At 61.0% G+C, this 17,035-nt stretch carries 14 protein-coding genes; 8 read left to right on the top strand and 6 right to left on the bottom strand.

Going from position 1 to position 17,035, the window contains the following annotated elements; all coding sequences use genetic code 11:
- Positions 1-145 precede the first annotated feature (145 nt).
- The gene (locus PH605_RS02745; protein ID WP_003521027.1) at positions 146-367 is read right to left on the bottom strand and encodes a DUF2093 domain-containing protein; all 222 of its coding nucleotides are present in this window, start codon (positions 365-367) and stop codon (positions 146-148) included.
- Between the two features lie 148 nt (positions 368-515).
- On the bottom strand, positions 516-2,348 hold the full coding sequence (gene mutL / locus PH605_RS02750) for a DNA mismatch repair endonuclease MutL (RefSeq protein WP_142844259.1): 1,833 nt from the start codon (positions 2,346-2,348) through the stop codon (positions 516-518).
- 409 nt (positions 2,349-2,757) lie between these two features.
- On the opposite strand from mutL, the gene PH605_RS02755 reads away from it, so the two are divergent.
- Entirely contained in the window at positions 2,758-4,377 is a 1,620-nt protein-coding gene (locus tag PH605_RS02755) for a response regulator (protein ID WP_065654838.1), read from the top strand.
- An 86-nt stretch (positions 4,378-4,463) separates the two neighbouring features.
- On the top strand, positions 4,464-5,816 hold the full coding sequence (locus PH605_RS02760) for a putative bifunctional diguanylate cyclase/phosphodiesterase (RefSeq protein ID WP_003521030.1): 1,353 nt from the start codon (positions 4,464-4,466) through the stop codon (positions 5,814-5,816).
- 228 nt (positions 5,817-6,044) lie between these two features.
- Here PH605_RS02760 and PH605_RS02765 read toward each other — a convergent pair whose 3' ends face one another.
- From PH605_RS02765 to PH605_RS02780, 4 genes are read right to left on the bottom strand one after another with little or no spacing between them, the layout of a single operon-like run.
- Positions 6,045-6,932 (bottom strand): SMP-30/gluconolactonase/LRE family protein, encoded by an 888-nt coding sequence (locus tag PH605_RS02765; RefSeq protein ID WP_142843979.1) that lies wholly within the window; start codon positions 6,930-6,932, stop codon positions 6,045-6,047.
- A gap of 4 nt (positions 6,933-6,936) precedes the next feature.
- The gene (locus tag PH605_RS02770; RefSeq protein ID WP_142843978.1) at positions 6,937-7,566 is read right to left on the bottom strand and encodes a 2-dehydro-3-deoxy-6-phosphogalactonate aldolase; all 630 of its coding nucleotides are present in this window, start codon (positions 7,564-7,566) and stop codon (positions 6,937-6,939) included.
- Positions 7,567-7,581: 15 nt separating this feature from the next.
- Positions 7,582-8,496 (bottom strand): 2-dehydro-3-deoxygalactonokinase, encoded by a 915-nt coding sequence (locus PH605_RS02775; RefSeq protein ID WP_142843977.1) that lies wholly within the window; start codon positions 8,494-8,496, stop codon positions 7,582-7,584.
- Positions 8,496-9,278 (bottom strand): SDR family NAD(P)-dependent oxidoreductase, encoded by a 783-nt coding sequence (locus PH605_RS02780; protein WP_161987667.1) that lies wholly within the window; start codon positions 9,276-9,278, stop codon positions 8,496-8,498. Before PH605_RS02780 ends, PH605_RS02775 begins: the two co-directional genes overlap by 1 nt.
- Before the next feature lie 71 nt (positions 9,279-9,349).
- On the opposite strand from PH605_RS02780, the gene PH605_RS02785 reads away from it, so the two are divergent.
- The 6 genes from PH605_RS02785 to PH605_RS02810 all read left to right on the top strand — a co-directional run bounded on the left by PH605_RS02785 (position 9,350) and on the right by PH605_RS02810 (position 16,975).
- On the top strand, positions 9,350-10,219 hold the full coding sequence (locus tag PH605_RS02785; protein WP_161987665.1) for an IclR family transcriptional regulator: 870 nt from the start codon (positions 9,350-9,352) through the stop codon (positions 10,217-10,219).
- A 211-nt stretch (positions 10,220-10,430) separates the two neighbouring features.
- Complete coding sequence (locus PH605_RS02790) at positions 10,431-11,171, top strand: helix-turn-helix transcriptional regulator (protein WP_142843975.1); 741 nt, start codon at positions 10,431-10,433, stop codon at positions 11,169-11,171.
- A gap of 78 nt (positions 11,172-11,249) precedes the next feature.
- Positions 11,250-12,473 (top strand): CmpA/NrtA family ABC transporter substrate-binding protein, encoded by a 1,224-nt coding sequence (locus PH605_RS02795; protein WP_142843974.1) that lies wholly within the window; start codon positions 11,250-11,252, stop codon positions 12,471-12,473.
- A 118-nt stretch (positions 12,474-12,591) separates the two neighbouring features.
- Entirely contained in the window at positions 12,592-13,722 is a 1,131-nt protein-coding gene (locus tag PH605_RS02800; RefSeq protein WP_078051189.1) for an Mrp/NBP35 family ATP-binding protein, read from the top strand.
- A 340-nt stretch (positions 13,723-14,062) separates the two neighbouring features.
- Positions 14,063-15,040, top strand: coding sequence for a magnesium transporter CorA family protein (locus PH605_RS02805; protein WP_065654349.1), 978 nt, complete (start codon positions 14,063-14,065; stop codon positions 15,038-15,040).
- Between the two features lie 15 nt (positions 15,041-15,055).
- Positions 15,056-16,975, top strand: a complete 1,920-nt coding sequence (locus tag PH605_RS02810; RefSeq protein ID WP_065654348.1) for a potassium transporter Kup — start codon at positions 15,056-15,058, stop codon at positions 16,973-16,975.
- Positions 16,976-17,035 lie beyond the last annotated feature (60 nt).

The following is a 17,035-nucleotide window of genomic DNA, read 5'->3' on the forward strand; positions in this document are numbered from 1 at the left end:
TGCTTGTCACAGGAATCCAGTCGACGCGCGTCCGCGCGGCGGGAAGAGTCCTTTCAGCCCAAAGACTTGGGCTGGCTGGATCCCTGTGACAAGCACAGGGATGAGGGGAGGCACACGCGCCATACTCAATGCGCCGCTTCCCAACTCACGCCGGCAAATTGCCAGCCTTCTTTTCGGCTTCCAGCGAAGCCGCCGCATCCACATAGGCTTCCTGCCGCGCCACGCTCCAGTAGCGCAACTCATCTACGGGGATTGTCTTGCCTGTCACGGCGCAGATGACGTGCGAGCCGGTCTGGACGATGCGGAAGTCACCGTCGAGATATTCGATGACGGCGAGGCGGTTGCCGCCTCCTTCAAATCTGTTCATCCGTTTTCGTCTCCTGCTCTGTCCCGTCAGGGCACCCAGTCCGAAACGGCGCAGCGTTTTCCTGAACAATTGGGTGCTCCAGTATCTCAAATTTATATAGCCCGGCGCGGCGCAAGGCCAGCCCCACCGTTCGTGCGTGTATGAAGCGTCAGCTACGGCCGAAGAGCCGTTCTATATCGGAAAGTTTCAGTTCGATATAGGTCGGACGGCCGTGATTGCACTGGCCGGAACCCGGCGTGTTTTCCATCTGCCGCAGAAGCGCGTTCATCTCCTCCGGCCGCATGCGCCGGCCGGAGCGCACCGAGCCATGGCAGGCCATGGTGGCTGCGACATATTCCAGCTTGTTGGCAAGCGTGGAGGCGGCGTCCCATTCGGCGATCTCGTCGGCAAGCTGGCGCACCAGCCCCTGCACATTGACTTCGCCCAGCATGGCGGGCGTTTCGCGAACGGCGACCGCGCCCGGCCCGAAACGCTCGATGACGAGCCCCAGCGCATCGAAACCGGCGGCATGATCCATCAGCCGGTCGCAATCCTCTTCCGGCAGGTCGACGATTTCAGGGATGAGCAGCACCTGCGAAGGCGGCCGCCTTGAATGCAGCGCATTGCGCATCTGTTCGAACACCAGCCGCTCATGCGCGGCATGCTGGTCGACGATGACGAGGCCGTTTTCCGTCTGCGCGATGATGTAGTTCTCGTGCAGCTGCGCCCGTGCCGCTCCAAGCGGATACACCAGCGGCTCTGGTGAAGAGTCAGGGGAGGCCTCGTAAGCCTCGCGCGGTTCGGCCCGCGCCGTCGGCATGGTGATATCGGAAAAGCGCGATTGCACCGCTTCGGCAAATTGCATGTTTCCGGAAACGGCGAGCGGCCGCGACGGGGACGTGGCCGCGGACCATGGCGCGGGGGCCGCCATGGAAGGCGAGGGCCGGAGGCCGGACGGGCTGTAGCCGGGGCGGAAGGCGTTCATCATCTGGCTCGCACCTGTCGTCGCGGCCCTGTCGCCGTCACGGGTCAGCGCCTGCCGGATCGCGCCGACGATCAGCCCGCGAATGAGGCCGGGATCGCGGAAACGCACATCGGATTTCGCTGGGTGCACGTTCACGTCCACAAAGGCGGGATCGAGCGTGATGGACAGCACCGCGACCGGATATCGCCCATGCGGCACGGTTTCGGCATAAGCGCCGCGAATGGCGGATAAAAGCAGCTTGTCCTGCACCGGGCGGCCATTGACGAAGACATATTGATGCGCCGAGTTACCACGATTGAAGGTCGGCACGCCGGCAAAACCGGTGAGCGTCACATCCTCGCGCCCGGCATCGATTTCGATGGCGTTGTCCTTGAACTCGGCACCGAGGATTTGCGCCATGCGGGCAAGATGGTCGTCACCGGTCGAAGGGATTTCGAGCGTCGAGCGGTCGGTGCCGGAGAGCACGAAACGGATATGCGGAAAGGCGATTGCCATCCGTTTGACGACCTCGGTGATGGCCGCCGCCTCCGCCCGTTCCGTTTTCAGGAATTTTAACCGCGCCGGCGTGGCGAAGAACAGGTCGCGCACCTCGACGATGGTGCCGGCATTCGAGGCGGCGGGCCGCACATCGGACACCTTGCCGCCGGTGACGGAAATCACCGAACCCTGTTCCGCGCCCTGTTGGCGGCTGGTAATCGTCAGCTTGGCGACCGAGCCGATGGAGGGCAGCGCCTCGCCGCGAAACCCGAGCGTGCGGATATCATCAAGCGTATCGGAAATCTTCGAGGTACAGTGACGCCTGACCGCAAGCTCCAGATCGGCGGGCGACATGCCGCAGCCGTTGTCGGTGATCCGCACCAGCCCCTTGCCGCCGCCCGCCGTGGCGATCTCGATCCGGGTCGCGCCGGCGTCGATGGCGTTTTCCACCAGTTCCTTCGTGGCGCTGGAGGGTCTTTCGATGACCTCGCCGGCGGCGATCTGGTTGATGAGGGTTTCTGAAAGCTGCTTGATGGCCATGATCGTCATTTTCGCGGATTCGCCGTGGCTTCGAAAGCAAAAAACTCGAACTGCGGAAATTTGCACATGTTTTGCGGCCTGTCCGGCATTCGATCATTTCCGTCAACTTGGCATTAAGCGTTAATCCGCCTTTAATCGGCCTTGATTATGGTGAGGCGGCTTGAAATGACCGCAGGAACGGGGCCGCCTTCGCCGGGCGGTGTGTGACGTCGAATATGGGTGAGCGTCATCTTCCCCTCAAGACTGCTTCAAGTTGCAAACCCTGATGTCTCTTTTTCGGAATTTTTCGTTTCATCCCGGCATCAGCCCCGGACGATTCCACTAGAAACATAAGCCTGACCCCTGAAAAACAGGCGGGAGTTTGCAGTTGAGTGATTTGGCGTCCTCTGGCGCGGGCGTTCATACGGTGATGCTTGATGCCCTTTGCGACGCGCTTGGCGCGGCGATCGTCGTTTACGACCGGAACGATCACATTATTTTCGCAAGCCGGAAACTCTTGAGCTTTTTTCCGCTGGAAGAGGCCGTCATCGGCCCTGGCGCACGGCTGCGCGACTATCTGAGCGCGCTTTACGATTGTTATCTGCTGGAGGCGGAAAGCCTCTCCGCCAATGCCCGCCCGCTCGGCCGGGAGGAATGGATCGGCGAGCGGCTGGCGCTGCACTGGAAGGAAAGATCGGAAAAAACCGAGCGGCTGAAGGGAGAACGCTTCCTGCGCTTCGTCATGAACCGCCTGCCGTCGGGCCTCGGCATCAGCGTGGTGGCGGATATTTCCGAACAGAAGAAGCGCGAAGAGCAATGGCGCATCGACCTCGAGCGCGTGCAGCTCATCGAGGATATTCTCGACAATCTGCCGTTTCCCGTCTTCGTCAAGGACCGGAACATGGCCTATGCCGCCGTCAACAAATCCGCCTGCGCCTTGGTCGAAACCAGCCCCGAGAGCATTCTCGGCCGCACCGTTTTCGATCTCCACTCGCGCAAGGTCGCCGGACGGATCGATATAGCCGATCGCATGGTGCTGGATAGCGGCACGCCGAGCGTCATCCCCGAAAGGGTGCGGCGGCTGAATGGCGAAGAGGTGCTGACCATCACCCGCAAACAGCGTGTGGGCAGACCGGGCCGATATTTCCTGGTGACGACGATGGAGGACGTGACCGCTCTCGCGACCATCGATGCCAACGGCATGCCCGTCATCCCCTCGCTGGAACATGTCCCTTTCGTCGCCTCCACTTACGGCAGGGATGAGGAAACGGACAAGCGCGGCGGCGTTTTAAAGAGCAAGGCGGTGCTGATCGTCTCTGAAAACGGACGCTTTGCGGAAGCCGCCGGTCGCCGGCTGACGGCAGGCGGCATGGACCATGCGGCGGTGACGAGCGAGGACGAGCAGCGCGCCTTCATCGATGTCGCGACCTCCGCCGGTGTGAGCATCGATGTGGTCGTTGTCGACGCCCAGATGAGCGTCGCCTGCCTTGATATTGCCGCCGCGCATGATCTGCCCGTCGTCACCATCGAGGAAGAGGAAATAGACGCTTCGCTGCTGCATTATCTTGCGGCCGGGCTGCAATCGTCTCCGAAGGAGAAAACCGCCGACGAGGACTGGGAGATCATGACGGAGGATCTTCCGGAAATCCTCAAGACCGGCGGCGTCTGCGATATACTTCTTGTCGAGGATAACAGGGTCAACCAGATCGTCTTTTCGCAGATACTCGAGGGTCTCGGGCTTTCCTGGCGGCTCGCCACCTCGGGCGAGGAAGCCCTGCGTCTCTTTGCCGAACAGCCGCCTTCCGCCGTCCTGCTCGACACGACGCTGGGCGATATCGACGGCTTCGAGGTCGCGCGCCGCATGCGCAGCCTTTGCGGCGAAAAGCACATTCCCATCGTCGGCGTCATCACCCACGCTTTCGAGGGCGATCTCGATAAATGCCGGGCGTCCGGCATGGACGACATGCTGCTGAAGCCCGTCAGCCCGGATATGGTCGAGGCGGTTTTCCTGCGGCTTTTCGGCAATGATGTCCTGCGGCTGCAGGCATGACGTAGCCTTTGTCAGGAGGCTATGGCTTTTTTAATACTTGCCCTGCATTGTGAGCGCGGTCGACACAGGATTCACGAGATGCAGGAATGAAACGGGCAGAGCCGCAAACGTTGCAGGTCAGCCAGAACGAGCTGCAGGCGATGGCCTACAGCGACCCGCTGACGGGGCTCGGCAACCGCTACCGTCTGCGGGACAAGATTCGCATGCTTGCCAGCGAGCGCTCCAGCGATCCCGCGCCCTTCACGGTCGGCATCGCCAATATAGACGGCTTCAAACCCATCAACGATCTGTTCGGCGTGCAGGCGGGTGATGAAATCCTGTGCCAGGTCGCGCACCGGCTGAAGGCCTGCATTCCCGATGGCGCGGTCGTGACGCGCCATGACGGCGACGAATTCGCCTTCGTGCTGCCGCTGGTGTTCGAGCGCACGGGCGCCGAGCGCATCGGCAACATGATCAAGGACGTGCTTTCTGCCCCTTACGATCTCGGCGACCGCAATGTCCGCCTGTCCTCCTCCTTCGGTTTTGCCATCTATCCCTTCGCCGGCGATGAATTCGAGGATTTGCTGAAAAGCGCCGAGACGGCGCTCTATCGCTCCAAGAGACGTGGCCGCGGCCAGATCACGGTCTATTCGCGCGAAATCGCGCAGGAAATGAAGCGGGCGACGCAACTGGAACAGGCGCTCAGAAACGCCATCATCACCGATGCCATCGATGTGCATTTCCAGCCCATCGTCAGGCTGGAAGAGGCGAAGGTCATCGGTTTCGAGGCGTTGGCCCGCTGGAACGATCCGGACCTCGGTTTCGTATCGCCCGCTGTTTTCGTGCCGCTTGCGGAAGAGCGCGGTTTCATCGATGCGCTGTCGGAAGCTTTGCTCCGAAAGGCGGCAGAGGCGGCCCTGTTCTGGCCGCGTGAACTCTTCCTGTCCTTCAACCTCTCTTCCGCGCAATTGATGGACCCCAGCACGGCGGACAATATTCTCTCCATCCTCTCGCGTGTCGGTCTCGACCCGCACCGGCTGGAGCTTGAAATCACCGAAACGGCTGTCATGACTTCCGCCGATACCGCCCAGCGCATTATCAGCGAATTGCAGAGCGCCGGCGTTCGCATTTCGCTGGATGATTTCGGCACCGGCCAGTCGAGCCTCGGCCGCCTGCGCGATTTCACCTTCGACAAGGTGAAGATCGATCGCGCCTTCGTTTCTCGTATCAGCAGCGACCGCCCCTCGGAACATATCATCAAGGCCATCGTCGCCATGTGCGAAGGGCTCGATCTCGAGGTCGTGGCCGAAGGGATCGAAGAACGGGCGGAAGAGGAAAAGCTGCGCGCACTCGGCTGCGCCATGGGGCAGGGCTATTTCTACGGCCGCCCCGCCGATGCCGCCGCGACCCAGCGGTATCTGCACGAGAATTACCGCGAGATATTGTCGGATATTTCCTGAAAACCGGGTGACCATGAATGTGGGGCGAGGCAGCCCCCAACCCTCATTCCTGTGCTTGTCACAGGAATCCAGCCGACGCGCGTCTGCGCGGCGAAACGACTCCTTTCAGCCCAAGGACTTGGGCTGGCTAGATTCCTGTGACAAGCACAGGAATGAGGGAGGTCGTTTCGGGAACAACCCTTGCCAGAAGGCGCTCCGCGTTTTGTTGCGGGCGGCCTACGCCGCGCTTCACAACCGATAAAGCGGCTCGAACCGGCCCTTCACCTCAACCCCCAGCTCGAACGTCAACCCATGCTGCGGATTGGCGGCAATGGCGTCGTCGTCGAGATGTTCGCGCGCCGAGGTGACGAGAAGGCGCGATGCGTCGGGTCCGATGAAGGCCGGGCAGGTCGTCTGTCCGCCGGGCACCTCATATCGGGCGATGTGATTGCCGTCCGTATCGTAACGATCCACGGCACCCACGCCCCAGCGGGCGTTCCAGATATGCCCTTCGGCATCGCAGACCGACCCGTCGATGCCGCCTTTGATACCGGTGGAATCGATGAAGACTTCAGCCTTGCCTGCGGGAAGGCCGGTATCGGCATCGAGCGGCACCCGCATCAGCTTGTTCACCTTGGTATCGACGTAATATCCCGTCGCGCCATCGGGCGAGAAGCAGATCGAATTCGGAATGCTGATCTCGGCAAACAGCTTGGTCACGGTGCCCTTCGCGACATGATAGATGCTGCCCGCACCGGTCTCCGCCTTGCGGCCCATGGTGCCGATCCACAGCGCGCCGGAAGGGTGCATACGCCCGTCATTGGAGCGGTTGCCGGGCAAATCCTTTTCCAGCTCCGCATGCAGCGTCAGCACGCCGGTTGCCGTGTCGCGCAGGAAAAGCCCGTCATCGGAGGCGATCAGCTGCTTGCTGTCGCTGACCTTGGCGAGCGCACTGCCCATGAAGGGCAAAGCGTGCACGGTCTTGCGGCCGGAGGCGAGATGCAGCTCATGCAGTTCCCGCTTGAGAATATTGAACCACCAGGCGGTGCCGGTCGCAGGGTCGAAGGTCGGGCCTTCGCCGAGCAGCATCGGCGTCTCGTCCAGAACACGTCCGGCAAAGGGAAAAACAGTCGCCAAGCTCTTATCCTCCGATGGCTGCATCATAGGCTGAAAGTGTGACAGTGGCGCGTTCGCGCACCTCCGCCGCCGTCATGCCCGGCTTGTAAAGGCTGGTGCCAAGCCCGAAAGCCACGATACCGGCCGAGGTATATTCAGCGAAATTATTGTCCGAGACGCCGCCGACGGCGGCGATGACGAGATCCTTCGGCAGGATCGTCCGGATCGCATTGATGCCGGCGGGGCCGATGATGCTGGCGGGAAAGAACTTCAGCCCCGTCGCACCGGCCTTCGCGGCCACCAGCGCCTCGGTGGGGGTCAGAACACCCGGCATCGTCACCATGCCCTTGACGCGTGCGGCAACGATCACATCGGCGTCGGCATTGGGGCTCACCATCAGCTTGCCGCCGGCCGCATCCAGCGAGGCCACGTCTTCCACGCTGAGCACGGTACCCGCGCCGATCAGGCAATCGGCGGGCGCCATCTTCGCGGCGATCTCGATGGAGCGGAACGGATCGGGCGAGTTGAGCGGAATTTCAATGGCGCGGAAGCCGGTTTCGATCAGCGCGCCGACGACGCCCTCGGTTTCCTCGGGTTTCAGACCGCGCAGGATGGCGATTAGCGGATATTTGATGGAAGGGAAGGGAATACGCATGGTAGATCTTTCTTCTTATGGCCAGATGGCATTTGCAGCGGCCAGCAATCCGCGCCGCACGGCCTCGTCTGCATCGATGACCGTATAGTGGATATCAAGGGCGGTGAAGGCGCCTTCGTAAAGGGCGCCGAGCGCACCGGAACCGATCAGCACCACCGGTGTCTCGCGCCGCGCGGTGGAATGCGCGCCGGCGATTTCCAGCCCGATCATGATGCCGGAGAGCTTGGCCTTGGCGTCGGTGGCGGTAAGGCCGTGCAGCAACTGGCCGGATCGAAGGGTGAAAAAGCGATTGGTCGCAAGCTGCGGATTGGCATAGATGTCGCGCACCGCCGCCGTGAAAGCCGCATGCTCGCCGGTAAAGGCTTCGGCCTCGGCCACCGCATGGGAAAGGATCGTCTGTTTCGAGACGACTTCGAAAAGTTCGCCGGTCATGAACGTGGCGAAACCCGTCACGCCGCCATCCTTCACGGTCACCCATTTGGAATGGGTGCCGGGCATGCAGACGAGCTTTTCACCGGCATCCGAGGAAGCGAGAGCGCCAAGCAATTGCGTTTCCTCGCCGCGCATGACATCGGGCGCGTTTTGATCCCGCTGTGCCAGTCCCGGCAGAATGCGCACATCCCGCGCCTGGCCCGGCACGCGAACCGCCCCATCGAGAACCGCCGAAAGCGATGCCGGCACGTCGATATAACCCGCCTCGACCCAGCCCTGCCGCGCGCCTGCCATGCCGCAGACGAGAACCGGCAAACCTTCCGGCGCGCCGATGGCGTCGAGATGCGATTGCAGCACATCGGCAAAACCGGTCCGCATGGCGGTGGTCATGCCTTCCGTGCTTCTGCGCTCCGCCAGCACCGCGCCCGATCGGCTCATGAGCCAGAGCCGGAAACTGGTCGTACCCCAGTCGACGGCGATGAAAGCGGGTTTGGACATTATAGGAGGCCTCCGTCTACGATTATGGATTGTGCCGTGATGGCGCTCGATGCCGATGATGCGAGAAACAGGCACGGACCCGCCAGATCGGCGGCGACGAGCGTGCGTTTCAGACATTGCCGCGCGGTGGTGGCGGCAATGCCCTCATCCGTCAGCCATAGTTCCTTCTGCCGCTCCGTCACGATCATGCCGGGCAGCAGCGTGTTGACGCGGATGTTTTCCGGGCCCAGCCGGCCGGCGAGGCTTTTCGTCAGCCCGATAATGCCGGCCTTGGCCGCCGCATAGGAGGGCAACTCGCCCATGTTGAGCAGAAACGAGATGGACGAGAAGTTGACGATGGAGGCGTCCTTCGCCTGCCGCAGATAGGGCAGGGCTGCCTGAACCGTGAAGAACATCTGCTTGAGATTGACCGCCTGATTGGCGTCCCAATAGGCTTCCGTCACTGTGTCTATGTCGTGGCGGTCGTCCCAGGCGGCGTTGTTGACAAGCACCTTGATGCCGCCGGTGGCGGAAGCCGCCGCCTCCACCGTCTTTCCGATCGCCGCAATATCGCGAAGGTCGGTCTTGAAGAAGTGGACCGGATGCGGCGCCGTTGTCGCAAGCCGCTTGACGAGCGCCAGGCTCGGCTCTTCGGCAATATCGATGAACGAAACCTTCGCGCCCTGCATCGCAAAGGCTTCTACCAGCGATGCCCCGATGCCGGAACCGCCGCCGGTGACGAGCACGCCCGCATCCTTGAGGTCCGGAAATTGGGCTTGCGTCATCGGCATCATCTCGTCCATGAAAGGCTTGATTGTTCCATTATTTGGAACTAGATTTTACTAAATGGAATTATTCTCTTGGCGTCACGCTTATGTCAAGGCAGATGATGGTGGATGTTGCCATGCCCGATAATAAAAAGCCCAATCGGCAGAAGCCTGATGCGGTTACGGTGATGCAACGGAAAGCCGGAGTTGAGACAGGCACGCTCGGCAAGGCCGTCTCGTTGCTGGAGCTGATCGCCTTTGCTGAAAAACCGATGCGCTTTACCGATGTGGTCGAAGCCTGCGGCCAGCCGCGCGGCACGGTTCACCGCCAGCTCGCCCATCTCGTTGCCGAAGGCCTTGTCGATCACGCTGCCGATCAGACCTATGCCGTGGGGCTGAGGTTGCTGCAACTGGCCGCGAAAGCCTGGAGCGGCAACGACCTGCGCAGCGTCGCGGCCCCCCATCTGGCGGCGTTGCAGGAGGTGACTCAGGAGTCGGTGCATCTCGCCGTGCTGAACGGCAGGCAGGTCACCTATCTCGACAAGATGGAGGGGCAGCATACATTGCGCATGCATTCGCAGGTCGGCAAAACCTCGCCAGCCTATTGCACCGGGGTGGGCAAGGCGGCGCTGTCGCTACTCTCCGCCGACGATCTGGCGCAGCTGGCCGCGGCGCTGGATTTTCATCGCTTCACGGAAAGCACGGTCACGACGCCGGAAGCGCTGATGGCGGAGGTGGCGACCATTCGCGACAACGGCTACGGGTTCGACCTTCAGGAGCACGAGATCGGAATTCACTGCGTCGCAGCACCCGTCCGGGCGCCCGGCCGCAATTTTCGCGCGGCGATTTCCGTCACCGGCCCGGCCTATCGCGTGGATGTGGAACAACTTCGCAAATGGGCCCCCCTGGTGCGCGAGACAGCCGACAGGATTTCCGACGATCTAGCCTGCAGATTATCCCCGGTTGCGGATGGTTGAAGAAAACAGAGCGCGCAGTCCCTGGATTTGCCCGTCCGGAACCGCCGGCCATGCACCCATTCTTATGCGTTCGACATTATTTTCGACTATTATGAATTAAGTTTTCAACTTTTGTTTGCATGAATCGTTTTGCTGAGTAACATCCGCAACAATTTCCGGGCAAGGGCGGGCCTTTGCGGCGGCATTTTCTCATTCTCGAAGAACAGCTTTGATGCAGAAAACAGAGACGACCGCCGTTCAGTCGATTGGTGTTGATTGCGTTCGCGAGATCGCCGATCTCAACACGCAATTCGATATATTCCGGTTTCTGAAACGGCTGACGGAGGCCTGGGAATTCAAGGCTTTCATGGTGCTCGACCTGTCTTCGGAAGTGGCGAGCGAACTGTCGCAATATACGATCATCACCAGCTGGCCGGCCGAGCTTCTGCAGCGTTACGATGAAGAGGGCATGCTCCAGACCAGCCGGGTGATGGCGCAGTTAAAAAAATCGACCGTGCCCTTTTCCGTCTCCATGGATTTTCTGGTCAGAGGCGACGGAGAAATCGCCAGGAAAACCGTAATCAACCTTTTCGAACGGTTCGAGATGATCAATTCGGTCTGGTTCCCCGTTCATGACATCACCATGCGGCGCGGCGCGGTATCCTTTTCCGGCAACAAGACGTCTGTGCCCGCCAGCCGGCTTGCGGAGCTTTTTTACATTTCCAGCCATGTCTTTGCCCGGCTGTCTGAAATCCGTCGCCTCGATCTCAGGGTTCCCGAAACCTTGAGCGAGCGGGAGATTGACTGCCTGAACTGGACCGCCGCCGGCAAGACCAGCGCCGAAATCGCTGAAATCATGATGCTGTCGGAACATACCATCAATCATTACCTGAACCGCGCGACGAAAAAACTCGACACGGTCAACCGCACCCAGGCCGTCGCAAAAGCGCTGCGGGTCGGCCTGATAAAATAGCGAAATCTTAATTTTATCATTGTGATAAACCGCTTCCTGGGCGATCCTCTTTTCGAATCACCGGAAAGGAGAAATCGTTTGCCGGAACGGCATAAGGTAAAAGCAGGATTTTCTCCGACTATCGATTGCGCCGTGCTGATAGCCGCTGCCGAAAAAGGCTTTGCTGCCGATGAAGGCATAGAACTCGAACTTTTCCGAAAACAGTCCGCCCGCGTCGTGCTTGCGACGCTTGGTGAGGATGGCGTTCACGTCGCGCATCTGCCCGCTCCGGTTCCCGTCGGCTCCGCTGTCGGCCTCGATGACCTGCCGGCCGATATTGTCGGCGTTTTCACGCTTTCCCTCGGTGGATCCGCAACGACTGTTTCCCACGGATTTTATGACGAACTCTACCGCGAAGGGCTGAAGCTGCCGGACCCGGCGACTTTTGGACGCGCCATGGCCCGTGTCTGCGCCGCGCGCCGGGCGGCGGGGAAAAATCTGCCGGTCTTTGCGGTCGAGGATATCGTCTCCACGCCGTTTTATGCGCTGCGTTACCTGCTCGGAAGCTGCGGCGTGCTGCTCGGCCGGGATATGGAAATCGTCGAGGCCCTGCCGAAGGCGATGCCGGCGCTCCTGGAAAGCGGCAAGGTCGATGCGCTCTGTACCGCCGAACCCGCGGGCAGCGCCGTGGTGCTCGGCGGCGCGGGCCGGATCGTCACCACCGGGGCGTTGATCTGGCATAATGCGCCGGAAAAGATACTGGCCGCGAAGAAGCGCTGGGTGGAGGACAATCCCGCCCTTCTGGAAGGGCTGCTGCGTGCCCTTTACCGTGCCGGCGAATGGTGCGCCAATGCCGCCAATATCGAGGAACTGGCCGGCATCCTCGCCGCCCCTCAATATATGGATGAGAACGGCGAATTCCTGCTGCCGGCGCTGACCGGCTATATTTCCACCTCGCAGCGGGACATGCAGCGTTTTCAGGAGTTTTTCGTGACCAGCGCCAAGGCCGCCAATTTTCCATGGCAGAGCCAGGCCCTGTGGTTCTTCAGCCAGATGTTGCGCTGGGGCGAGGTTTCCGCCGATTACCGGTTCGATCCCGCCGTGGTGGAGGCGGCCCGCAACGCCTACCGGCCGGATATTTTCCGCAAGGCGATGAAGCCGCTTTTCGTGCCGGTGCCGGGTGCCAATCTGAAGCTCGAGGGCACGCTGCGCGAGCCTGTTCACGTCGGCGCATCGCGAACGGGTCTGGTGCTCGGCCCCGACTGTTTTTTCGACGGCCATGTTTTCGATCCGGAAACGCTCGAGATGGACGACGAAATCTGAAACCGCAGCGTTAAATCGTCGCGAATGCCGGACTGTCGCGCTTTGGCATTGGCGAAGCGCTCCGGCTTCTCTATGGATGGCACGCAATACCGGTCGGATGATGAAGCGGAGCAGGAATATGGCAGAGGTCAGCAAGAGCCAGGTGGAAAAGGCGCTGGAAGCGGTAATTTACCCCGGCAGCGGCAAGAGCATCGTCGCACTCGGCATGGTCTCGGAAATCTTCATCGCCGATGCGAAGGCCTATTTCTCGATCACTGTCCCGGCCGACAAGGCTGCGGAGATGGAGCCGTTGCGGCTTGCCGCCGAACAGGCGGCCAAAAGCGTGGAAGGTATCGTCGGCGCGGTCGTGGCGCTGACGGCCGACCGCAAGCCCGGCCAGCAGCAACCCGCACCCGCGCGCCCCGCCGCCGCAACCGGCCGGCCGGCCCAACAGCCCGGCTCGTCGAAGGTGGGCGTCCCGGGTGTGCGGGCCATCATCGCCGTCGCTTCGGGCAAGGGCGGGGTGGGCAAGTCGACCACCGCGGTCAATCTGGCGCTCGGTCTTCAGGCCCTCGGCCTCAAGGTCGGTATGCTCGATGCCGATATTTACGGCCCTTCGCTGCCGCGACTGCTGAAAATTTCCGGCCGCCCGCAGCAGCAGGAAGACCGCATCATCCTTCCCATGGAAAATTATGGGCTGAAGGTCATGTCCATGGGCTTTCTGGTGGATGAGGAAGCCGCGATGATCTGGCGCGGGCCGATGGTGCAGTCCGCCCTGATGCAGATGCTGCGCGAAGTGGCCTGGGGCGAACTGGATGTGCTGGTGCTGGACATGCCGCCCGGCACTGGCGACGCGCAGTTGACCATCGCCCAGCAGGTGCCGCTCGCCGGCGCCGTTATCGTTTCCACGCCGCAGGATCTGGCGCTGATCGACGCACGCAAGGGCATCACCATGTTCCGCAAGGTGGAGGTTCCGCTCCTCGGCGTCATCGAGAATATGAGCTATTTCATCGCGCCCGATACCGGCGCGCGCTACGATATTTTCGGCCATGGCGGCGCGAAGGCGGAGGCTGAAAGGATCGGCGTGCCCTTCCTCGGCGAAGTTCCGCTCACCATCTCCATCCGCGAAATGTCGGACGCCGGAACGCCGGTCGTCGCCGCCGAGCCCAATGGCCCGCAGGCCGCGATCTATCGCGATATTGCCGAAAAAGTCTGGGCGCGCATCGGTGCGGGCGAGAGAAAAGCGGCGCCGAAGATCGTTTTCGAATAGCGCGGCAATCATGGACACAAAATCGGGCAGGTGTCTGCCCGCTTTGAATAATCCTTTGAAAACAGAAGACTAATCGCCAGTATCGGGCAGGCTTTCCGGATTTGAGCTGCAGAAATGCTTCGCCTGCAATGCTGTCGAGAAAAAATATTGCTTGATTGCATCTCGCTTTGGGCGCATACGCCTGCGCCGTTTGGCTCTTGGTCCATCGGGCTGGCGAGATTGTGAAAATCCCGCTCGTTCCGGCGTTCCCTGAAGTGTCGTCCAAGGGTTTGCCGAGCGCAAACAGGATATGTTAAGCAGCATTGCGGCTGAAGCCTGCAATGTGGAGCGGAGAAACGGATTGATAAAAGCCTATCGCGCCAATTGCGAGGCGATCAGCCTGTCGTCAGACGACGGCTCCGGACAGATTCCCGACGACATCGTCTGGATCGATCTCGTCAATCCGGACAGGGCGGAAGAGCAGCATGTGGAAAAGCTGCTGGGCGTGGAACTGCCGACGCGCGAAGACCTGAAGGATATCGAGCCTTCCAGTCGTCTCTATATGGAAGACGCCAATGTCTTCATGACCGCCTCTCTGGTATGGAAGGCGGATTCGGATGATCCCCGTCTCACCGACGTCGCCTTCGTTCTGGTTGGCAAGCGTCTGGTGACAATCCGTTATGCCGAGCCGAAATCGTTCCACCTTTTCATTGCCGCCATTACCCGCGCGCCGCACGAGATGCGCAGCGGCACGGCGCTGCTTTTGAAGCTGCTCGAAACCATCGTCGACCGCACGGCGGAAATTCTCGAAAACTCTGTCGCCGGCATCGACAATCTCGCTGCCGACATTCTCGGCAGCCAGGCTCGTTCCAAACGCAAGGCGCCGCGCTATCTCGAAGACCGCCTCGGCAACATCGCCGCCTATCACCGGCTGATATCGAAGGTCCGCGTGAGCCTTGCATCTCTGGCGCGCCTGCAGACCTTTCTGTCCACCAGCGATCAGGTGCGCGAAGACAAGGGCGCGCGGGAGCAGGGCAAGTCGATCGGCCGCGATATTCAGTCGCTGAACGAACATGCCTCCTTCGTTTCCGGCAATCTGACCTTCCTGCTGGATGCCTCGCTTGGTATCATCAACATCGAGCAGAACAGCATCATCAAGATTTTCTCCATCGCTTCGGTGGTGTTCCTGCCGCCGACGCTGGTGGCCTCTGTTTATGGAATGAACTTTCAGCTCATGCCGGAGTTGAACTGGACATTCGGTTACCCACTCGCGCTCATCGTCATGCTGATGTCCGCCATCATCCCGTTTCTCTTTTTTCGTTGGAAGGGCTGGCTCTGAGGAGCCAGGATCATCATGTCCCAGATCGCTGACAAGGATGTTGCCGAGAAACCGGATGCGGATGACGAGCACAAGAACAAGGGGCTTTATGCCGCGATCCTTGGTTCCATCGGCGTCGTCTATGGCGATATCGGCACCAGCCCGCTCTACGCCTTCCGCGAGGCGCTGCGGCCCATCGCCTATGACGGCGTGACGCAGGAAGAAGTCATCGGCCTCACATCGCTGATGATCTGGTCTTTGACCATCATCGTCACCTTCAAGTACATTACCCTGCTGCTGCGCGCCGACAATGACGGAGAGGGTGGCACGCTGTCGCTGCTGGCGCTGCTGATGAAAACGGCGGGCACCCATCGCGGCGTCCTCATCGTGCTCGGCCTCATCGGCGCGGCGCTGTTTCTGGGCGATGCCATGATTACGCCGGCGCTATCGGTGCTTTCGGCGGTGGAGGGCCTGAAGCTCGTCACGCCGGAAATGGACGCCTTCATCATCCCGATCTCTGTCGGCATTCTCATCGGCCTTTTCGCCATCCAGTCCCACGGCACGGGCACGGTGGCGAAATTCTTCGGACCGATCACTGCCGTCTGGTTCATCGTCATGGGTCTGGCCGGTCTCCTTCATATCGCCGATGATTTCAGCATCCTCTTCGCCTTCAACCCGTGGCATGCGGTGGAGTTTCTGGCCAGTGAAGGCTTCTACGGCATCGTTGTGCTTGGCGCGGTTTTCCTGACGATCACCGGGGCGGAAGCGCTTTACGCCGATCTCGGCCATTTCGGCCGCCGTCCCATCCAGTGGGCGTGGTTCTGTCTGGTTTTCCCGGCATTGACGCTGAACTATCTCGGGCAGGGCGCGCTGGTGCTGAAAGACCCGGCGGCGATGTCCAATCCCTTCTACCTGATGTTCCCGCAATGGGCGATCCTGCCGGCCGTCATTCTGGCGACTGCCGCCACCATCATCGCCAGCCAGGCGGTCATAACAGGTGCGTTTTCGCTCGTGCGTCAGGCGATCCATCTCGGCTACCTGCCGCGCATGGAAATCCTCTTCACCTCGGAAACCAATACCGGGCAGATTTACCTGCCGGCCGTCAACACCATCCTGCTGTTCGGCGTCGTGGCGCTGGTGCTCACCTTCAAGAGTTCGGATGCGCTGGCCACCGCTTATGGTATTTCCGTCACCGGCGCGATGGTCGTCACCAGCCTGATGTTCTTCGAATTCGTGCGCAAGCGCTGGCAATGGTCGGTCTGGCTGGCCATTGCCGTGCTGGCTCCGCTCCTGGCGCTGGAACTGATCTTCCTCGGCGCGAACCTCCTGAAGATTCACGACGGCGGTTATGTGCCGGTGCTGCTGGCAATCGCCTTCACCGTCATCATGACCACCTGGCAGCGCGGTTCGAGAATCCTTTTCGCCAAGACCCGCCGCACCGATGTGCCGTTGAAGGCCTTCGTCGCCTCTGTGGAAAAGGAAAGCCCGCATGCGCCGGTGCGCGTGCCCGGCACCGCCATCTTCCTCACCGGCGATCCCGAGACGGCGCCGGCCGCACTGTTGCACAATCTCAAGCATAACCACGTGCTGCACGACAAGAACGTCATCCTGACGATCCGCACCGAAGACCAGCCCCGCGTTCATCCTGCCGAACGATATACGCTGACAAAACTGAGCGACCGTTTCGCCGTGGTCGAACTGCATTTCGGCTTCATGGAAACCCAGAATGTCACCCAGGCGCTGGGGTATCTTCGGCGCACCGGCTACAAATTCGACATCATGTCGACCTCGTTTTATCTCGGCCGCCGCAAGCTGGTGCCGGACCCGAAATCGGGGATGCCGGGCTGGCAGAACCGCCTGTTCATCGCGCTCGCCGAAACCGCCGCCGATCCGTCCGATTATTTCCGTCTGCCAGCCAACCGCGTGGTGGAACTGGGCTCGCACGTCGTCGTCTGATGAAGTGGGCATGCCCTCAATGTAGCTGGGCGGTCTCCTTCTTTCCGCCATACCGGCCTT

The organism is Agrobacterium sp. CFBP 3001, assembly GCF_027871605.1.
GTDB lineage: Bacteria > Pseudomonadota > Alphaproteobacteria > Rhizobiales > Rhizobiaceae > Agrobacterium > Agrobacterium leguminum.

Coding starts and splice junctions, on each gene's coding strand:
- PH605_RS02755 (WP_065654838.1), top strand. CDS start 2,758: ATGCTTGATGCCCTTTGCGACGCGCTTGGCGCGGCGATCGTCGTTTAC.
- mutL (WP_142844259.1), bottom strand. CDS start 2,348: ATGGCCATCAAGCAGCTTTCAGAAACCCTCATCAACCAGATCGCCGCC.
- PH605_RS02790 (WP_142843975.1), top strand. CDS start 10,431: ATGCAGAAAACAGAGACGACCGCCGTTCAGTCGATTGGTGTTGATTGC.
- PH605_RS02800 (WP_078051189.1), top strand. CDS start 12,592: ATGGCAGAGGTCAGCAAGAGCCAGGTGGAAAAGGCGCTGGAAGCGGTA.
- PH605_RS02745 (WP_003521027.1), bottom strand. CDS start 367: ATGAACAGATTTGAAGGAGGCGGCAACCGCCTCGCCGTCATCGAATAT.
- PH605_RS02785 (WP_161987665.1), top strand. CDS start 9,350: ATGTCAAGGCAGATGATGGTGGATGTTGCCATGCCCGATAATAAAAAG.
- PH605_RS02760 (WP_003521030.1), top strand. CDS start 4,464: ATGAAACGGGCAGAGCCGCAAACGTTGCAGGTCAGCCAGAACGAGCTG.
- PH605_RS02780 (WP_161987667.1), bottom strand. CDS start 9,278: ATGGACGAGATGATGCCGATGACGCAAGCCCAATTTCCGGACCTCAAG.
- PH605_RS02775 (WP_142843977.1), bottom strand. CDS start 8,496: ATGTCCAAACCCGCTTTCATCGCCGTCGACTGGGGTACGACCAGTTTC.
- PH605_RS02770 (WP_142843978.1), bottom strand. CDS start 7,566: ATGCGTATTCCCTTCCCTTCCATCAAATATCCGCTAATCGCCATCCTG.
- PH605_RS02810 (WP_065654348.1), top strand. CDS start 15,056: ATGTCCCAGATCGCTGACAAGGATGTTGCCGAGAAACCGGATGCGGAT.